A 17742-nucleotide genomic window follows, 5' to 3' on the forward strand; every position below is an offset into this window, starting at 1 on the left:
AAAATTAAACAATATGGAAGCGAATACGAATTTTAAAAACGAAACGATGGCACTTATCGGTGCGATTGAAAGCTTTTTTTCTACAAACAGTGTAGATTATCATTTGAACTTTCTAAAAAACTGGTTAAATCCACCCCGTAACGAATTCGATTTCTCGCCTCAGAAGCACCCCGCGCAGCTGTTGGTATTTTATGAAAAACTCGTTCCGCTTTTCGACTATTCCGATTTGGTTTTTAACCATATTGAAACTGATAAAGCATTTATAGAGGCGATTTCGGCTGATGAATGCGGTGTAGAACGCGAAATGGTACTACTTAAGTATTGTCCGAAATTATTGAGCAGCGGAGAAGTGAAAAATCCAAAACTTACCTTTCTTGATATTTTTTTGTTCTTCCAGTCAGATACCTATAAAGTGATGTATAAAGAGTGGTTGCTGGCCGCATTAGAAAATAACCTCGACCTGGATTGGGACCAACATATTTTTCCTTTTTACGAAAACACCAAAAAAATGCTGGAGGCTTGTTGGCTCATACACGAAAGGATCATTACCAGAAATAGTTTTAAAAGTATCGATCGGTATTATCATATGGCAATCTTCGAAAGTACATCGCCTCTGGCTTTTGAACAGGAAGTATTTAACGATCCATTTAAGGTAATAGAATTTTTCTTTAGCCTTGATAACCTAAGCGGGCATAAAACCTATCTAAAAAACTGGTATAAAGCTGCCCTGGCTGAAGAAAAGTGTTTGAGCGATGTGGCCGATTATTTTTTTCTCTATAACCAGTTTATCAAATTGCTAAACGCCGGTTTTTTGATTACCGCCAAAAACTTAACTTACCAGTGTACACCGCCCAAAAATTTGCTTATTGCTACAGATCAGTCAAAAAACAGCGGTACCCATAAAGGCCTGTGCGAGGTAAATACACTGGCTGCCATGCATATCGAAAATCCCTATCTGTTTGTAACGTCTTTTTTTATTCCCGAAAAAATTAAGCAACTGCGTTTAGGGCTCCTGGAATGGTTTTATGCTGCATTCAGTACCAAAAGCAGCATTAAATTACTGGATAAGGAATTCCTGTTTGAACAGTATGAATCCATGCTGATGATTATAGAAGCTTTTTTTTTAATCATTACCAATCCTCCCTTAAATGAAACTGAAGAAAGGTACCATTATGCGGAGTAAGTTTTTGAATGCAGAACATGCCGCATTAAAAGATGAAAGCATGTTACGTTTGTTAAAGGCTATTATAGCCGCAGTTCCTGTTCAATGTGTTTATCTCCATAATAACTTTCTGGCCGGTAAGGCCGTTCAGGAAATCCTGATTATGGTTTCTTTTAAACAGGTACGTATTTTAAATGAATTAATACCAGTGTTAAATATTGTATTTAACGGGCAAACGGAACTGAGCTATCGGGTTTTTCATGTACATGAGGTAGAGCAGGCCCTGTTGGAGGGAAGTTTATTCTGTTACTATGCTACAGCTGCACAGAATTGTTTATTTAGTAAATCCGGTCATCTTTTTGATGGTGATACATCTAAGTTTATTGCAGACCAGGTAAGTGCCAGCTACCGGCATGGAATTGATAAGGCCAATAAATTTTTGGTAGGTGCAACCTTCTACTTTAAACAACAAAATTTTGAATACTGCACTTTCATGCTGCATCAGGTTTTTGATCTGATGTATCGGGCCATCGAGATTCTGGTCATGGGAAAAGATAAAAAAACACACCGCATCCGGGTTCATCAATTGTATATTAAGCCTTATGTTAAGCCGCTTTCAGCATTGTTTAATGATAGTGAGGAAGAGGCTAGCCTATTGCATTTGCTTGATGAGGCTTACCTGGCTGTGAGGTACGAAAACAGTTATGTTATTGGTGAACAAGATTTGTTACACCTGTTTGAAAAAGCAGATTTATTGTATGTGGTTGCAGAACAGGTTTATCAGCGTATCATGAATAATCATTTCGACCAACAGCGGAGCACGATAGATGCGGGTTAAGTGGTAAAACAGCATATTAAAAGCATTCATCTATTTTATTGGAAATTTAGGGTTCGGTATTTCTTCGGCAAGAGCAGTCCCGTTATTGGCTTTATCCCGATATTTTATACTACCGTGTGGACACATCTTTTTAAGAATAGTTTAGGCATTTTGCTAAGAAACTTTAATAAAGCATGGGTTTTAACTAAGGACGCTGTCAATCCCAGGAGCCAGGGGAATCAAAAAAACAGTTGCAGTTCAGATAAATTAGCACTAACAAACCTGAAGCGCAGTGGTTTTGTGTTCATAACGATAATGAAATTTTTCTAAAAAATATTGAACACAAAACGAAGTGCCACTGTTTTTTTTGATGCGTATGGGATTGTGCAAAAGGCTCATTGCTGGATTGACGAAGCGCTTTGGGTACTTTGGCGCTCCAAAGTACCATGCCCCCGCGGCATAGAGCGGAAATAAATCCATTACATCCAGCTATACTTTTTGAGATATTAAATCCTCCTAAGATGCTGAAATAAATTCAGCATGACGATCGCCCTAAAAATATGTGCTAAAAACAATGATCACTAATATAAATGTTTCCATACAAAAGGATAGCAGCGGACACGAGCCCGATATTTCATCGGGTGAAGTAAAGCGGATAGCGGGAAGAAACTTTAATCATTGCATAGAAAGCCGCTCTCCAAACAACTCAATATTAATGGTTTTAAGATTAAGTCTGCATCATGTTAATAAAATTGATTACTTTTCAGTAAAACGAATGTTTAGTACCCTAAAATTAAGAAACCATAAAAAAGGATTATAAAATTGAGTATTAATACCAATAATAAGTATCGTATAAATATATTTGTGGATAGGATCTGAGACCATTTCAGATTTCTCTCAAACTCAATTTTAACCAATGAACAAATTCGAAAGCCGTTACGCCCAAAGCCCAAAAGAAGTTAAACAAATGGATACCGCTGCTTTGCGGGATAACTTTTTGATTGAAAACGTATTTGAAGTCAACCAGGTAAACCTCACCTTATCTCATTTTGACAGGTATATTGTTGGTGGTGCCATGCCGGTTGATCAAAAAATAGCATTGCCAAACCCTGATGATTTAAAAGCGAATTACTTTTTGGAGCGCAGGGAATTGGGGATCATCAATGTTGGCGGAAAAGCAATAGTAACAGCTGACGGGGAAACATACGAACTGGATTATAAAGAAGCTTTATATATCGGCAAAGGTACAAAAGAAGTGTTTTTTGAAACTGCCACTCCAGGCGAAGCTGCGAAATTATATATCAATTCTGCCCCCGCACACCATAGCTATCCTACTAAAAAAGTAAGCAAAGCTGAAGCGGAGATTGTAGAATTGGGTACGCCTGAAACAGCCAATCATAGAATAATCAATAAGTTATTGGTGAACAGTGTTTTACCAACCTGCCAGTTGCAAATGGGCATGACCGAATTAAAATCGGGCAGTGTTTGGAATACCATGCCTGCACATACACACGATAGAAGGATGGAAGCCTATTTCTATTTTGAGGTTCCGAACGGGCAAAGTGTTTGCCACTTTATGGGACAACCGCAAGAAACCCGCCATATCTGGATGCAGAATGATCAGGCGGTGATTTCGCCAAACTGGTCTATCCATTCGGGAGCAGGCACAACCAATTACACTTTTATTTGGGGTATGGCCGGCGAAAACTTAGATTATGGCGACATGGATCACTGTGCCATTACCGAACTGAAATAATTTATTTAAGAATACATCATGGCTAACAACATATTTAATTTAGCAGGTAAAACTGCATTGGTAACCGGCTGCAAAAGAGGAATCGGAAAAGCTATGGCTTTGGCTTTGGCTGAAGCAGGGGCCGATATTATCGGTGTCTCTGCAAGTTTAGAACTGCAGGGCAGTGCTGTTGAGAACGAAGTTTTAGCGCTGGGCAGAAAATTTTATGCTTACCAGTGCGATTTTGGTAAACGCGAAAATACCCTGGCTTTTGCGGCTCAGGTGAAAGCAGATCATCCTGTGATTGATATTCTGGTGAATAATGCCGGAACGATTTTGCGCCAGCCAATTGCTGAACATTCAGACGAATATTGGGATGAAGTAATTGCCGTAAACCAATCGGCACCATTTATTTTAACGCGTGAAATTGGTAGGGAAATGATTGCCAGAGGAAGTGGAAAAGTAATTTTTACAGCTTCATTACTTTCATTTCAGGGCGGAATTACCGTGCCTGGTTATGCCGCGAGTAAAGGAGCAATTGCATCTTTAACCAAGGCTTTTGCAAATGAGTGGGCATCAAAAGGTGTAAACGTAAATGCGATTGCTCCTGGCTATATCGCAACTGATAATACTTCTGCTTTGCGTGAAGATCAGGACAGGAGCACTTCTATATTATCTCGTATCCCCGCCGGAAGATGGGGTATACCTGAAGATTTTAAAGGACCAACGATATTCCTGGCCTCAGCTGCCAGCGATTATGTTCACGGAACAATTTTAACCGTTGATGGCGGTTGGATGGGACGGTAGGGTTAGTCGTTAGTCTCTAGTCCCTAGTCAGGAGTCGATGTTCAGAAGTATTTAAACCTCGCAGATTTTCAAAGCCTGCGAGGTTTTTTTTGCAATTAGTAATGAGGACTTGCGACTCATTACTGCGGACTTAATAAACTGAACTCGATAATTATTTAGTTAAAACACTGTCTTATAGGCGCCCAATCCCTGACCGATTCGTCATGCTGAACTTGTTTCAGCATCTTTTTAGCAGGAAAGACCCTGAAATAAATTCAGGGTGACGGTCGATTAATCAAACGTCAATATAAGCTACCGATAGGTAATATTAATAATCGAACTCAGGTTAATACAAATTATAAATCTCCTTAATATCTTTCAGGATATTTTCGAAATCGATTTTAAGGTCGATTAATTTACCGGTGTGTATATCGAAAACCCAGCCGTGAACGGTTATTCCGCGTTCAGTAATGGCCTCTTGCACTGCTGCGGTTTTTAACAGGTTAACGCATTGTTCCTGAACATTCAGTTCGACGAGTCGGTTGTAACGCGCACCTTCATCCTCAATGGCATTTAACTCCTCTTTGTGGATGCGGTAAACATCACGGATATTTCTTAACCATGGATTTAATATACCCATATCAGCAGGTTGCATGGCCGCTTTAACGCCTCCACAATTGTAGTGTCCGCAAACCACAATATGGTTTACTTTTAAGTGACGAACAGCGTAGTTTAAAACCGTCATTACGTTTAAATCTACGTTATTTACCAGGTTGGCCACATTTCGGTGCACAAAAGCCTGACCAGGTTGTATACCCATTAAATCTTCGGCCGTAACCCGACTATCTGAACATCCGATATACAAAAACTCCGGACTTTGTCCTTTAGATAGCTCGGTAAAATAATTGGGATCAATTGATAGTTTTTCTGCTATCCACTTTTCGTTGTTCTTAAAAACGTCTTCTACATTCATAATGGTGCTTTAATAGCGTTTTGGATAAATAAATTATTGTTAAGCTGTTTTTATTCAATCATAATACCAAAAATAATCTTTTGCTATTAATGCATAGAAATTAAAGGCATTAACAGATAAATTTCTTTTTGATCGCTTTATTAACAAGTTTTATCCCTAAATGTTTACAGATTTGATAGTAGCTTCTTCATATGGGCTACCTGAAGGATGTTTTTAAATTCAGATGTATTAAAATCTCCTTTAGTGATGATCTGTTTTAAACTTCTGTTAAAACTTCTTACGGAAATGCCCAGATAGGCTGCCATGTCTTCTTTGGAAATGGAAATATGCTCATCAGCCTGTAGCTTGAGCAATTTCAAAAGCGCATATTCCAGTGTATATAACTGCTGAAAAGATGCGCGTGTACTGGTTTGTATAATTCTGGTAGACAATTCCTGAAGTAAGAGTATCGTGAATTCGCTATTTTTATTAATCAATGAAAGAAAAAGATGATGAGGGATAACATAAGCCGTAACATCACTAATTGCAGCTACATTACACAGACAAGTAATCTTTTTTAGCGCTTCCAGCTCGCCAACCACCTCGCCCTTACCTAAAAACTCGATGATAAAATCCTTACCATTTTCTTCAGAAATAAAACATTTGCTGATTCCATCTTTAATGATATAGATATTGCTGATTTTTTCGCCCTGCTCAATAAATTTATATCCTGCTTTAAAGTTTTTAAGCGTAATGTCTGCCTCCTTGTTTTCGGTACAAAAACGTTCTATAAAAGATAAGAAAGTAAGGTTGGTGCGTAGCATATTTATTTAGTCGAGACAAATGTCCTTTTTTGAAGGGAATTGTTGCTTTACTTTTGTGGTGCTAAAGTAAGCATAACCATGAAAAATCAGATTACTGTAATTGCTTTTGATGCGGATGATACCCTTTGGGTAAATGAGCCCTATTTCAGGGAAACCGAAAATCAGTTTGCAGGCCTTCTAGAAGATTTTATGCCCCACCATAACGTCCTGGCTGAACTTTATAAAACGGAAATAGCCAATTTGCCGCTTTATGGTTATGGAATTAAAGGTTTCGTATTAAGTATGATCGAAACTGTTTTACGGATAACGGCCGGTAAAATAGACCCTGTTGTGATTAACAGGGCGATAGAACTGGGACAGGAAATGCTTCAGAAACCTGTAGAGCTGCTAGATGGGGTGGAAGAAGTATTGAAGGCCTTACACGGAAGGTATAAACTTGTGGTGGCTACCAAAGGTGATTTATTGGATCAGCAACGAAAACTGACCAAATCGGGACTGGATCATTATTTTCACCATATTGAAATTATGAGTGATAAACAGGAAAGAGATTATCAAAAACTGATCAAACACCTGGACTGTAAACCTGAAGAATTTTTAATGCTGGGCAATTCCTTGAAATCTGATATTTTACCGGTACTGAATATTGGCGGGTACGCCGTTCACATTCCTTTTCATACTACCTGGGTGCATGAGCATATTGATCATACCATTGAACATGCAAATTTTTACCAGATGGAAAGTCTGTCTGAGATTTTACCAAAATTAATTGAATGAAAGAAAAAATAGACATCAATACCTGGATCAGAAAAGATCATTTTAAATTTTTTAGCGCTTTTGAAGAGCCTTTTTTCGGAGTTACTGTGGAATTAGATTGTACCACGACCTACAAAGAAGCAAAAAAACAAAACGTTTCCTTTTTCCTGCTTTATCTGCACAAATCGTTAATAGCCGCCAACCAGGTAGAGCCTTTCAGGTACCGCATTATTGATGGTGAAGTTTGGAAATACGATATTATAAATGCCGCGGCTACCATTAACCGTCCGAATGGAACCTTTGGGTTTGGTTATATGGATTTCTCTGAGAATTTTGAAGATTTTAGGAAGGCAGCTGATCAGGAAATTGAAAAAGTAAGAAACAGCATCGGTTTAATTCCATCTTCATCGGGCGAAAATGTAATCCATTACTCGGCATTGCCCTGGCTAAATTTCACTTCTTTATCACATGCCCGAAATTATGCTTATCAGGATAGCTGTCCTAAAATATCTTTTGGCAAGCTTAGAGATGAAAACGAAAGAAAAATAATGTCTGTCTCTATACATGTAAACCATGCTTTGATGGATGGATTTAATGTTGCCCAGTTTGTAGATTACTATCAGGCGCTGTTAAATAATGAAGAGGTTAACGTTCCTCTTTAATCTAAACCTTTAAGCCTAAGCAACATTTAATATCCAATTAATATTAGATATTTATTTTCGGTAATGTTTATTACCGCCGTAATTATTCCATTTTACCTTTTGGCTATTGTAGCCATGTGTTATATGGATACTGCATTAAAGGCTATGATGTTTTTTGTGATGTTGCTAATTGCCACATTTGTACTTTTTCTGTTCATTAATTATCCCATGCCATCAGCTTTTGCGGTAATCTGTTTGATGGCATTGTTTGCCTTTAGATTTAAAGATTAATTAAAATTTAAATTATCATTTGCATTCGAGAAAGTATTTGCTATTTTTGCAGCCCAGGCCGGAAGCTTGTTTTTCAATGTGTAGTTAATTTACCATTGGATATAAAATTGGGGGATTAGCTCATTTGGCTAGAGCGCTTGCCTGGCAGGCAAGAGGTGACCGGTTCGAATCCGGTATTCTCCACCACTATAAAAAGACCTTTCAGAAACCTGAAAGGTTTTTTGTTTATACGGTGAGAGTCGTTAGCATTCGCTTTAAATCATGTAATTGATACCTTAATATTCAGGTTAATTCGTCTTTTTCAGAATAATACAGGCACCACCACCTGGAGCAAGTTTTACCCGAACTTTAGTGCCAGATGTAACGTTCAATTCTTTCGAGGTATAACCTTCTTTATGCGTGCGATAATCAGAATCTTTACTGTCCTGAATAACAGTTGCCCGGTAGTTGCCTTTACTTAAGAACGATAACGGAATTTCCAGATCGCGGGGTTCTTCGTTAGTGGCTGCACCAACCAGCCACGTTCCGTCGGCTGATTGCCTGGCCATCGAAATATACTCTCCAATAACACCACTAATGGTTTTGCTTTCCCGCCATGGCATCTTTTCAGAAGCATAAAATTCTAGTATTTCCGGATGTTTCTTGTAATTTTCAGGAATATCAGGGATTACCGTAACACCTGAAAACATGATCAATGTACGCGCTGCTTCGCCAACCAAAGTAGAGGGTACGGGTGATGGTTCGTCCACACGGCCAGCCTGGGTAAGGTCTGCCAATCCATTGTTCATGTCAATCGGGCCGGCAAGCATGTTAACAAATACTTCTGTTACAAATGTTTTAGGGGCAACCACGCGATGTGCATCCAGCTGGGCAGGGCCGTATTCGCGGGCGAGTGCATTTGGCCAGGTACGCATCTGTCCATAGGGATGAACAGGGCCATCATGAAAATCGCATAACAAATGGTATTTAGCACACAGTTCTGTAATAAGCCTGGTCCTTATATTTTTGTCTTCCGGATCACCAATCATAAAACCATATTTTATCCCTGCTGCTCCCCAATCACTATATTGTTTCAAAGTTTGCTCAATTGGATATTTACGCCCGCCCACATCATTAATATATAGCCAGATACCAATTCCTTTGGTTTTGGCGTATGTTATGATTTCATGTACCTGAGCTACCTTACCCCCTTTAACCGGATCAGAGCCCTCTGCAAATTCTGGTCCGTACCAATCAGCATCCAGCATCAGGTAACGCATACTGCTTTGCGCCGCGAAATCAACCATCCGTTTCCATGATGGCAGCGACATTTTATACTCGAAGTTATCAACTTTAGCTCCATTAATTCGCCAATCCCATACGGCAACCCCTGGCTTTACCCATGAAAAGTCAATGTTTTTTGCTGGTGGCGGACTTAATAGCTCTATCATATGTGAGTCTACCAATTCTCCTGGTGTACGTCCATACATTACAACCCGCCAGGCAGCATTAGCCTTTGAAGCAATTGTAAAGTTTTTTGAACCTTTTTTCGATTCCAGTATTAGCGGCTCACCCTGTTCTAAATCTGCCTCATGTACGGCCATGTAATCATGATCATCAGCTTTTACCGTCATTACTGGTAAACGCTTCCCGTCCACCTCCGTTAATTTTTCCGGCCCGATATTGTGCAGTTCTCCGTTGTAAAACCATGCAGTGTAATCTCCGCTGAAATTAAATTGCGTTAAATCCCTGGATCTGCGGCTTCCGGCAGGTAACTGGTATTTAATGGCAAAACCATTATTATATGCCCGTGCAACTATTTTATAGGCTTTTAACTCAATTGTAATTTCATTAAACTGGTCGGGCACGATAGTCCGTTTTCCCCATATAGGTTTCCATACAGTATTCACGGAACGATGGCTTGCCTGGATAAATCCTATTTGGTTTAAACTATCCAAACCTAATGCCGATGGCCCGATCAACGTTTTCCCGTATGCGGTAAATGCATACGAGACATGTTTTAAGTCTGAAAAATTGAAAGAAATAAGGAGTTTGCCATCAGGCGATTTAAGTGTTTCTGCTCTACGAGCTATTTGTGCAAAAACAGCGTTTACACTAAATGCGAAAAAAGCAATTGCTAAGCAATTTAACTTTAAATGTTTAATTTTATTCATAATGCTAATAATCATCAAGGCTATTTAAACCTTGTTGATTTTGGAAAATATAATGGACAAAAGGTATGCGCCGCAATCCGGGGATCTCAGGAAGAATTGATTTCACTGCTTCTTATATTCATATATTTAGTTAGTTATTTGGCAAGCTATAGTCAAACACAATTAGTTGTATGGCTTTAATCCGCTGATACAAAGCTAATTTATGGGAGGTATAAAAAAATGGCACAAATGGACTTTTTTTTATACAAATCCGACATATTAGAAATTTGTTAAAAAGCAGAAAGAATAATTTTTATTTGTTGACAGCTGAATGTTTAACATTTGATAATTACCGCCTTATTTTACAAGCTTGGCTAAAATCTGCAGGAATATAAAAATAGTCGCTACTGGCTTATCATATAGGAGATGGGTAGAAAAGGATAGGGAATTAAAGCTGTGAATTCAAAGAATAAGGTTTATTTGTCACTTTGTTTCCCCTGCGTAAACTTCGCATGAATTGCGGTTAAATAAACCAAAAACTATTCTAAATTTGGGCCATAAAACCCAAGCTCATGTTTTTAAAAACAGGTCTGAAGAAGGCCTTAACCTTAATAAGTTTTCTGCTCAGTTCTTACATTGCCTCGGCACAGTTTAATCAATCGGCCTTCGAAAACAGGATCCGTCCCGATAGCAGTTTAGTAAACGAGGTTCATTTTAATTTTTACAATTTAAACTACGTTCGGAATTACGAATACACTAATGATTTTCATGATGGTTATACCTTGTATGGCACACAGCTACAGCCACAATTGGTATATTACGCACATCCAAACCTGGCCATTACCGCTGGTGCCTTTATCAGGAAGGATTTTGGCCGGAATGGAATTTCTGATGCCAAACCATTGTTTAGTGTAAAATACCATAAGCGTAACCTTACCTTGATTTTTGGTAGCTTAGAAGGAAATATCCAGCATAGGTATATTGAGCCTTTATACGATTTTGAAAGGATTTTAACTACACCGATTGAGTATGGTACACAGCTATTGGTTGAGCGTAAGAAATTTACTTTAGATGCCTGGATTGCCTGGCAGAAAATGATTTATAAGGGTGATCCGACCAAAGAGGAAATTATCGGTGGATTATCTACAGAGAGTTTTTTAATCAAAAATGATGACTGGAAATTGAGTATTCCTGCACAGTTTTTGGCTTTCCATCAGGGCGGACAGATTGATGTGCTGAAAGAAATCCCGATTACGACCATGTTTAATGGTGCAACCGGTATAAAACTGCATAAAGACATTAATGGCAATATTAAGCAGGTATATACGGATAACTATATTGCTGTTTATAAAGATTTCTCTCCCGATAAAAGAAGGGCCTATCAGGGCGGTTTTGGTTTATGGTTAAATGCCGGGGTAGAAAGTAAATGGGGAAGTTTAGTGGCCTCTTACTGGAAAGGCAATAACTTTATTTCGATTAAAGGGATGCCACTGTACGAGTCAGTTTCGGATAATTTATATAGTCCAGGCTTAAAGCAAAGTTCCAGAAACATTGTTTCACTACGTTATGCTTACCAAAAAGAATTGATTCCGCATTTATACCTTGATGTGCGTTTCGAACCACATATCGATTTAGATCATACTGATAAACAACTGCAGTTTAACCATTCGTTTTTCTTAACCTATAAGCAAGATTTTAAATTGTTTAAGGCGAAGAAGGATGGAAGGTAGAGGGTGAAGAGGATGGAAAGTAGAGGGTATAAAGGTAGAGGGGATAAAGGTAGAGGGTTTAAGGTGTAGGGTTGAAGTTCGTCCATTTCAAACCCATAGTTTTAAAAAGCTAAGGGATTTGTTATTTTAAGCATTGCCACTGCTTCGTAAACCCGATAGCAGCGGAAAACACGAAGGTGAGGAACGAGCCGAGGCTTTGAAGCGGATAGCGGGACTAACACTTCAAAATTGCTCCTGTCTTTGCTTTCCAAATCAGAAAGCTATATCTTTCCTGAAAAATATGATATCATTTATCTTGCTGATAATCAGTTTGATGATTAATAATTTAACTTTATTTAACTTTTTTTCTCTCTCCATGCAACCATTGTTTGTAATCTGCCATCTTCTATATACAAACACACAATGAAATTGACGCGAAGCTATACAATAAACGATTTGATGGAAGGCTGCAAAGCTGGCAACCGGAAGATGCAAGAGCTGCTTTATAAGCAAACAGCATCGAAGATGTTGGCCGTTTGTATGCGATACGCCAAAGATAGGATGGAAGCTGAAGATGTACTGCAGATGGGTTACATTAAAGTTTTTCAGAAAATTAAGGAATACAGGGGTGAGGGTTCTTTTGAAGGCTGGATTAGGCGGGTGATGGTAAATACCGCTATTGAGAGTTACCGTAAAAATTTACGCAGCTTAAATGTAGTGGAAATAGATGAAGCTTATGAGCAACCATCAACCGGATTTGATTTTAGCCGTTTAGGCATGCAAGACCTGATGAAAGTGATACAAAAACTGGCTGATGGTTACCGGATGGTTTTTAACATGTATGTAATTGAAGGTTACTCACATAAAGAAATTGGCGAGACATTAGGCATCTCAGAAGGGGCGAGCAAATCGCAACTATCGAGAGCAAGAGCAATATTAAAAGAAGAAATTATAAAAATGGAGGGATTTGGTTATGCAACCTATACGGGATAAGGATTTTGATCAGTTATTTAAGGATACTTTTGCTGATGCGGAAGTAACACCTTCAAGAGATTTGTGGAGCAATATAGAAAGCGAAATCGTGCCGAAGAAGAAAAGAATCATACCAGTATATTGGTTGTCGGCTGCAGCGATTTTATTGGTCGCCACGATCGGGATTTTGATTTATCAACAACAAAATACAACCCATCAGGGTAAACAATTGGCAAATAATGTAATTGAAAAAACTAAACCAGAGGTGAAACAACCGATTGCCCAGGATACGGCAGTTACAACAGTTGAAAGTATTGAGCCCGTTTTACCAGTTAGACCTAAAGCAGTTAACGCTATAGCCAAAACAAAGGTTAAAAAGGAAATCAAGTCGACTGGATTGAAGGAAACGCATAGCATGATTACGGCACCTGAAATGCAGAAACAGGAAGCTGTTATAGCGAAAATTGATGAACCTAAAAAAGATCTTAAAACAAAAATCGAAGAGGCAATTCTGCAGCCGAAAGAGGAGACGGTAACCGCGGCTGTTGCAACTCCGGTTAAAACAGATGAGCCTGTTAACGATAATGAACAAAGTAATAAAGGCATCCGTAATGTGGGCGATGTAGTCAACCTAATCGTTAACAAAATGGACAAAAGAAAAGATAAACTGATCCAGTTCCGCACTGATGATGATGATTCGTCTCTGTCATCCATCAATATCGGCCCTTTTAAATTTGGTAAACGGAAGAAATAGCGGTTATCAGTTGGCAGTTTTCAGTTTACAATTTTCAGTTGACAGTTACAAGCACTAAAAAATCACAACATTAAACATAACAAACACATAAATATGAAACGTCTAATTTATACAACACTTTTGGTAAGCGGACTTGCCGGTGTTATGGCTCCTGGTGCTTTTGCACAACAAGATTCTATCAAAAGGAATAGAAGAGATTTGGATTATGGAATTGTAAAGATAACAAGGGACGGCAAAGACAGCGTAAATAAACAACCCAAAAACGGCCGTTTTGTAGGTGGGATTACCTTTACCCGTGTAGATTTGGGTTTCTCCAGGTTAATTGATAATGGTAGTTTCAATTTATCTCCAAATAACGATTTTTTAGATTATAAAGGTGGCAAAACCAGTACGTTCTCTTTTGATGTGTTACAGTTTGGATACCGTTTCAATTCAAACTTTAAGGTTTACGTAGCGGGAGGATTTGACTGGACTTTGATCCGTTTGAGAAAAGATATTACCATTGCAAAAAACTCAAATGAGTTTGTTTATACAGAATCGCCGGAACATTTTTCTAAAAACCGTTTCTCGAGCAGTTATGTACACATTCCCTTAAATTTTGAATTCCGTACTGCAGAAAACAAAAACGGCAAAAGGTTTTACCTGGTATTAGGTCCGGAGGTTAGCTTTTTGTTAAACGGAAAAATTAAACAGATTAGCGAAGAACGCGGTAAAGAGAAACAATATGATAACTACCACTTTCAATCGGTTCGTTACGGTGGTACTGTTAGGTTTGGTTATGGCGGTTTAGGTTTGTTTACCAAATACTATTTCAACGATATGTTTACCACTGCACAGCAAGCTGGCTTAAAGAATATGAGCTTCGGAATTACTTTTGGGTTAAATTAATCCCTAAATCCCTAAAGAGGACCGATTAATCTATTTAGATGAGGTAATCTAAAAAACATAAAGTTGACACACACATGAACAGATCCTGTTTCGGTTAGGCGGAACAGGATTTTTTGTTTATAAGCCTGAATTCGATAATTATTTGTTAAAAAGTTTTTTAAAAAAGCCCAGTCCAGATCGATCGTCATGTTGAATTTATGTCAGCATCTTTTTAGCATGAAAGACCCTGAAATAAATTCAGGGTGACGATCGCGTTAGGAAAAGAGGGAAAAAACTGATCAAAATACAATACTAACAATTATACATGTTTTAACCTTACACCTTCAACCTCAAAACCCTCCACCTTTTTCTTATCTTTACCCTGTGAGCAATATCCTAATCAGCGTTAAAAATTTAACCAAGCAATATCAGGCAGAACAGGCCGGTGGAATCAGAAATGTAAGTTTCGACATTAAAAAGGTGATGTGGTTGCCATTATCGGCGAAAGCGGAAGTGGAAAATCAACCTTATTAAAATCCATCTATGGCTTGTTGAAAACTGATGAAGGAGAAATCTTTTTTGAAGATAAGCGTGTTAAGGGACCAGATGAGCAGTTGATTCCCGGCCATAAGCAGATGAAAATGGTTACACAGGATTTCTCGCTTAACATTTATGCGAAAGTGTACGATAATATCGCCTCACAATTATCCAATACCGACCTGAAAACCAAAGCTGAAAAAACTTTGGCCATCATGGAGCATTTACGGATTTTACCGCTCCAGAATAAGAAAATTATTGAACTGAGTGGAGGCGAACAACAACGTGTGGCCATCGCTAAAGCCATGGTTTCGGATACGCAGGTGCTGCTTTTAGACGAACCTTTCAGCCAGGTTGATGCTTTGCTTAAAAACCAGCTGCGTGCTGATATCAAACGTATAGCTGCCGAAACTGGTGTAACGGTGATATTGGTTTCGCATGATCCGGCCGATGGTTTGTTTCTGGCCGATCAGCTATTGATTTTGCGCAATGGCGAACTTTTGCAAACGGGAAAACCAGCTGAAATTTACCAGCAGCCAAAACACATTTATACAGCACAAATTTTAGGTAATGCGGTAGTTTTGGCGCGAGATGAAGCCGAAAAAATAGGTTTAAAGGCGCAAAAAGATTTCGTTGTATTTTATCCGGAATGGGCGGAGATTAATAATAACTGGAGCAGCAGACGGTATGAAGTAAAAGATGTGTACTATAAAGGTTTTTATGAGGAGCTGCTGTTGGAAAGAAACGGCGTGAATGTACGCGCTTTACAGCTAAACAGGGGAGAACATCAAAAAAATGACCATGTTCAGTTGAATATTAGCAGATACCTGGAGTTTTGATCACGATTTATAATTTCTAACACGAAGAAGTTATAAGTATAACTTTTTCGTGTTAGAAATAAGATAAAAAAAAACGACAATGTTCAATGAACATTAGTCGTTTTCAATATTTTTAAAATTTAATTTCCGGCGTAATCGGAAGGAATAATCACAACCTTTACTAAAGTATTATAGTTAGGTGGGACTGTAGCTGTTAAATTATTAGTGTCCTGAACGTCGAACCTTAAACCTCCATTGAAAATTTTATAGCTAAAAGCATTGTAATTAAATGTGTAAGGTAGCTGAATATCACCATTTGGATCATTAGGGTGCTCAAAATAAACGAGTACGCCTTCATCATCCAATGTTACCCCATCGATTGCAGTTAGTGATCTAGTTACAGAATAGCTCCCATTGGTATTGCGTTGCCATTCGTTAGCATTAATGGTAAAATTATAAGTTTTAGCCCTTAACTCTTGATAAACAGTTTCTTTCTTGCACGAAGCCAGACCTAGTGTGGCAATGCAAAGCATTAGGATGGTAAATTTTTTCATGTTGATTAGTTTTTATTTGTGTGTGATTTTGATATTACAAATCTGCTGCCAAAAAATCCAACAGCCTATTTATGGATTAATTATTGTACAGTAAACCATAAATACCAATTACAAATTTTCATTATTCACCTTATATGAAGATCTTTTTTCGACTCTTACCCTGGTTAATCCTTTTGGTCGCCGCTTACTTTTTTATTTCCAAAAAGTTTAGTATCAATACCACTGTAGAAAGCAAACATCAGCTTTTGGTGGAGAAAATTGAGGCCATAGGTAAACTGGAGCTGGTAAGGTACCAGATCAGCGACGTTTTAGAACATAAAAACAAAACAGATTTTTTACCTGAAGCCAGTGTTTTATTGATTATCAAAGCGGAAGCGGTAGGCTGTATCGATCTGACTAAAATTGCGAAAGAAGATATAAGCATTGATGCGGACACTGCTGTAGTAAATTTACCACAGCCCGAAATCTGTTATGTAAAAATCGACCATAAAAACTCACGTGTTTACGATACGAAAATGGCTTTTTTTCGCGAGGCGAGTTTGGTAGATGAAGCATACAAAGCCGCAGAAAGACAAATTACTGCCGAAGTTAAAAAATCGAGCATTTTAGTGCAAACAAAAACCAATGCTACTACGGTGCTTAAGCCCATTATTGAGGGCTTGGGCTACAAGAATGTGAGGTTTACCTTTGAATAAGGTAGAAGGCGGAAGGTTTAGGGTTGCACCCAACCTCGGACTTTCCGACTCCCGACCTCGGTCTTATTTTAAAAAATCTTCACGGTGTGGGTTAAAGACATCAATCAATATCCCATCTTCCAAACAGACCACGCCATGAAATACATTTGATGGGGCAAAGAAAACATCGCCTTCGTTTAAGATTTTCTTATCATCACCCATGCTTACTTCAAAACTGCCCTTGGCAACATAACTCATCTGTAAATGCGGATGACTGTGAATGGTACCAATGGCATCTTTCTCAAATGCTACTTTAACCAACATCAGGTTGTTATCATAAGCCATAATTTTTCTTCTAACGCCAGCACCTAAATCTTCCCAGCTGATATCGCTATCTGTAATTAAGGTTTTGTTGGTTAAATCTTTGAAGTTCATTTTTTCGATTAAGATAGGGCATGTTGAGCTTGTCGAAACATCTTGATTGTCCTTCGTTGCCCTACCATTGACAGACTTCACTAGGGAGGTCGTCATTGCGAGGAGGAACGACGAAGCAATCTTTCACGCTAAAATGATCCTTGCTGTAAAGATTGCTTCGTCGGCTGAAAAGCCTTCTCGCAATGACGATACTCGGAGAGGTTTATTTCAATTAGATGCTGCTGTCAATCATGTTGATTTTTATAAAATAAATTATCCCTCAGGATGACAGAGGAATTAATTATACTTTGCGTACCTGCGAAAAACTTCGCACCCTTTGCGGTAAAAAA

The 17742-nt window shown here is 38.4% G+C and carries 20 protein-coding genes and 1 tRNA gene; 16 read left to right on the plus strand and 5 right to left on the minus strand.

Annotated elements, in window-relative coordinates; genetic code table 11:
• Nucleotides 1–13: 13 nt before the first annotated feature.
• From DV942_RS18110 to DV942_RS18130, 5 genes are all read left to right on the plus strand, one after another.
• A complete protein-coding gene (locus DV942_RS18110) occupies nt 14–1183 on the plus strand; it encodes a hypothetical protein (protein WP_145859906.1) in 1170 nt (389 codons plus the stop codon).
• Nucleotides 1149–2000, plus strand: a complete 852-nt coding sequence (locus DV942_RS18115; RefSeq protein WP_145859909.1) for a HEPN domain-containing protein — start codon at nt 1149–1151, stop codon at nt 1998–2000. Before DV942_RS18110 ends, DV942_RS18115 begins: the two co-directional genes overlap by 35 nt.
• Before the next feature lie 553 nt (nt 2001–2553).
• Entirely contained in the window at nt 2554–2799 is a 246-nt protein-coding gene (locus DV942_RS18120) for a hypothetical protein (protein ID WP_145859911.1), read from the plus strand.
• A gap of 96 nt (nt 2800–2895) precedes the next feature.
• On the plus strand, nt 2896–3735 hold the full coding sequence (gene kduI / locus DV942_RS18125; RefSeq protein ID WP_145859913.1) for a 5-dehydro-4-deoxy-D-glucuronate isomerase: 840 nt from the start codon (nt 2896–2898) through the stop codon (nt 3733–3735).
• Between the two features lie 18 nt (nt 3736–3753).
• Nucleotides 3754–4521: an SDR family NAD(P)-dependent oxidoreductase gene (locus DV942_RS18130; RefSeq protein WP_145859915.1), complete on the plus strand. Its 768-nt coding sequence runs from the start codon at nt 3754–3756 to the stop codon at nt 4519–4521.
• Between the two features lie 325 nt (nt 4522–4846).
• Here DV942_RS18130 and DV942_RS18135 read toward each other — a convergent pair whose 3' ends face one another.
• Both DV942_RS18135 and DV942_RS18140 read right to left on the minus strand, forming a co-directional pair.
• Nucleotides 4847–5473, minus strand: coding sequence for a carbonic anhydrase (locus DV942_RS18135; RefSeq protein WP_145859917.1), 627 nt, complete (start codon nt 5471–5473; stop codon nt 4847–4849).
• Nucleotides 5474–5637: 164 nt separating this feature from the next.
• The gene (locus DV942_RS18140) at nt 5638–6276 is read right to left on the minus strand and encodes a Crp/Fnr family transcriptional regulator (RefSeq protein ID WP_145859919.1); all 639 of its coding nucleotides are present in this window, start codon (nt 6274–6276) and stop codon (nt 5638–5640) included.
• Nucleotides 6277–6354: 78 nt separating this feature from the next.
• On the opposite strand from DV942_RS18140, the gene DV942_RS18145 reads away from it, so the two are divergent.
• The 4 genes from DV942_RS18145 to DV942_RS18160 all read left to right on the plus strand — a co-directional run bounded on the left by DV942_RS18145 (nt 6355) and on the right by DV942_RS18160 (nt 8147).
• Nucleotides 6355–7050: an HAD family hydrolase gene (locus DV942_RS18145; RefSeq protein ID WP_145859921.1), complete on the plus strand. Its 696-nt coding sequence runs from the start codon at nt 6355–6357 to the stop codon at nt 7048–7050.
• On the plus strand, nt 7047–7691 hold the full coding sequence (locus tag DV942_RS18150; protein WP_145859923.1) for a chloramphenicol acetyltransferase: 645 nt from the start codon (nt 7047–7049) through the stop codon (nt 7689–7691). The genes DV942_RS18145 and DV942_RS18150 overlap by 4 nt, the downstream gene beginning before the upstream one ends.
• A gap of 63 nt (nt 7692–7754) precedes the next feature.
• Complete coding sequence (locus DV942_RS18155) at nt 7755–7961, plus strand: hypothetical protein (RefSeq protein WP_090984950.1); 207 nt, start codon at nt 7755–7757, stop codon at nt 7959–7961.
• A 109-nt stretch (nt 7962–8070) separates the two neighbouring features.
• Nucleotides 8071–8147 (plus strand) — tRNA-Ala (locus DV942_RS18160).
• A gap of 101 nt (nt 8148–8248) precedes the next feature.
• Here DV942_RS18160 and DV942_RS18165 read toward each other — a convergent pair.
• Entirely contained in the window at nt 8249–10129 is a 1881-nt protein-coding gene (locus tag DV942_RS18165) for a glycoside hydrolase family 97 catalytic domain-containing protein (RefSeq protein ID WP_450091358.1), read from the minus strand.
• A 536-nt stretch (nt 10130–10665) separates the two neighbouring features.
• Between DV942_RS18165 and DV942_RS18170 the strand changes: the two genes are divergently transcribed.
• The 6 genes from DV942_RS18170 (at nt 10666) to DV942_RS18190 (ending at nt 15771) form a co-directional block, all read left to right on the plus strand.
• A complete protein-coding gene (locus tag DV942_RS18170) occupies nt 10666–11823 on the plus strand; it encodes a hypothetical protein (RefSeq protein ID WP_145859927.1) in 1158 nt (385 codons plus the stop codon).
• A gap of 402 nt (nt 11824–12225) precedes the next feature.
• On the plus strand, nt 12226–12795 hold the full coding sequence (locus DV942_RS18175; RefSeq protein ID WP_145859929.1) for an RNA polymerase sigma factor: 570 nt from the start codon (nt 12226–12228) through the stop codon (nt 12793–12795).
• On the plus strand, nt 12776–13528 hold the full coding sequence (locus DV942_RS18180; protein ID WP_145859931.1) for a hypothetical protein: 753 nt from the start codon (nt 12776–12778) through the stop codon (nt 13526–13528). The genes DV942_RS18175 and DV942_RS18180 overlap by 20 nt, the downstream gene beginning before the upstream one ends.
• Before the next feature lie 93 nt (nt 13529–13621).
• Nucleotides 13622–14416 carry an outer membrane beta-barrel protein gene (locus DV942_RS18185; protein WP_145859933.1) on the plus strand — a complete coding sequence of 265 codons (795 nt, stop codon included), beginning with the start codon at nt 13622–13624 and terminating at the stop codon, nt 14414–14416.
• 363 nt (nt 14417–14779) lie between these two features.
• On the plus strand, nt 14780–14929 hold the full coding sequence (locus tag DV942_RS23880) for a hypothetical protein (protein ID WP_244950736.1): 150 nt from the start codon (nt 14780–14782) through the stop codon (nt 14927–14929).
• Nucleotides 14881–15771, plus strand: coding sequence for an ABC transporter ATP-binding protein (locus DV942_RS18190; RefSeq protein WP_244950737.1), 891 nt, complete (start codon nt 14881–14883; stop codon nt 15769–15771). Before DV942_RS23880 ends, DV942_RS18190 begins: the two co-directional genes overlap by 49 nt.
• 119 nt (nt 15772–15890) lie before the next feature.
• Here the strand turns inward: DV942_RS18190 and DV942_RS18195 are convergent, their stop codons facing one another.
• Nucleotides 15891–16304, minus strand: a complete 414-nt coding sequence (locus DV942_RS18195) for a hypothetical protein (RefSeq protein ID WP_145859935.1) — start codon at nt 16302–16304, stop codon at nt 15891–15893.
• 134 nt (nt 16305–16438) lie between these two features.
• Here DV942_RS18195 and DV942_RS18200 point away from each other — a divergent pair, with 134 nt between their 5' ends.
• Nucleotides 16439–16999: a DUF4230 domain-containing protein gene (locus tag DV942_RS18200; RefSeq protein WP_145859937.1), complete on the plus strand. Its 561-nt coding sequence runs from the start codon at nt 16439–16441 to the stop codon at nt 16997–16999.
• Between the two features lie 63 nt (nt 17000–17062).
• Here the strand turns inward: DV942_RS18200 and DV942_RS18205 are convergent, their stop codons facing one another.
• Entirely contained in the window at nt 17063–17413 is a 351-nt protein-coding gene (locus DV942_RS18205; protein WP_145859939.1) for a cupin domain-containing protein, read from the minus strand.
• Nucleotides 17414–17742: the final 329 nt, after the last annotated feature.

Source organism: Pedobacter suwonensis (assembly GCF_007833675.1).
GTDB lineage: Bacteria > Bacteroidota > Bacteroidia > Sphingobacteriales > Sphingobacteriaceae > Pedobacter > Pedobacter suwonensis.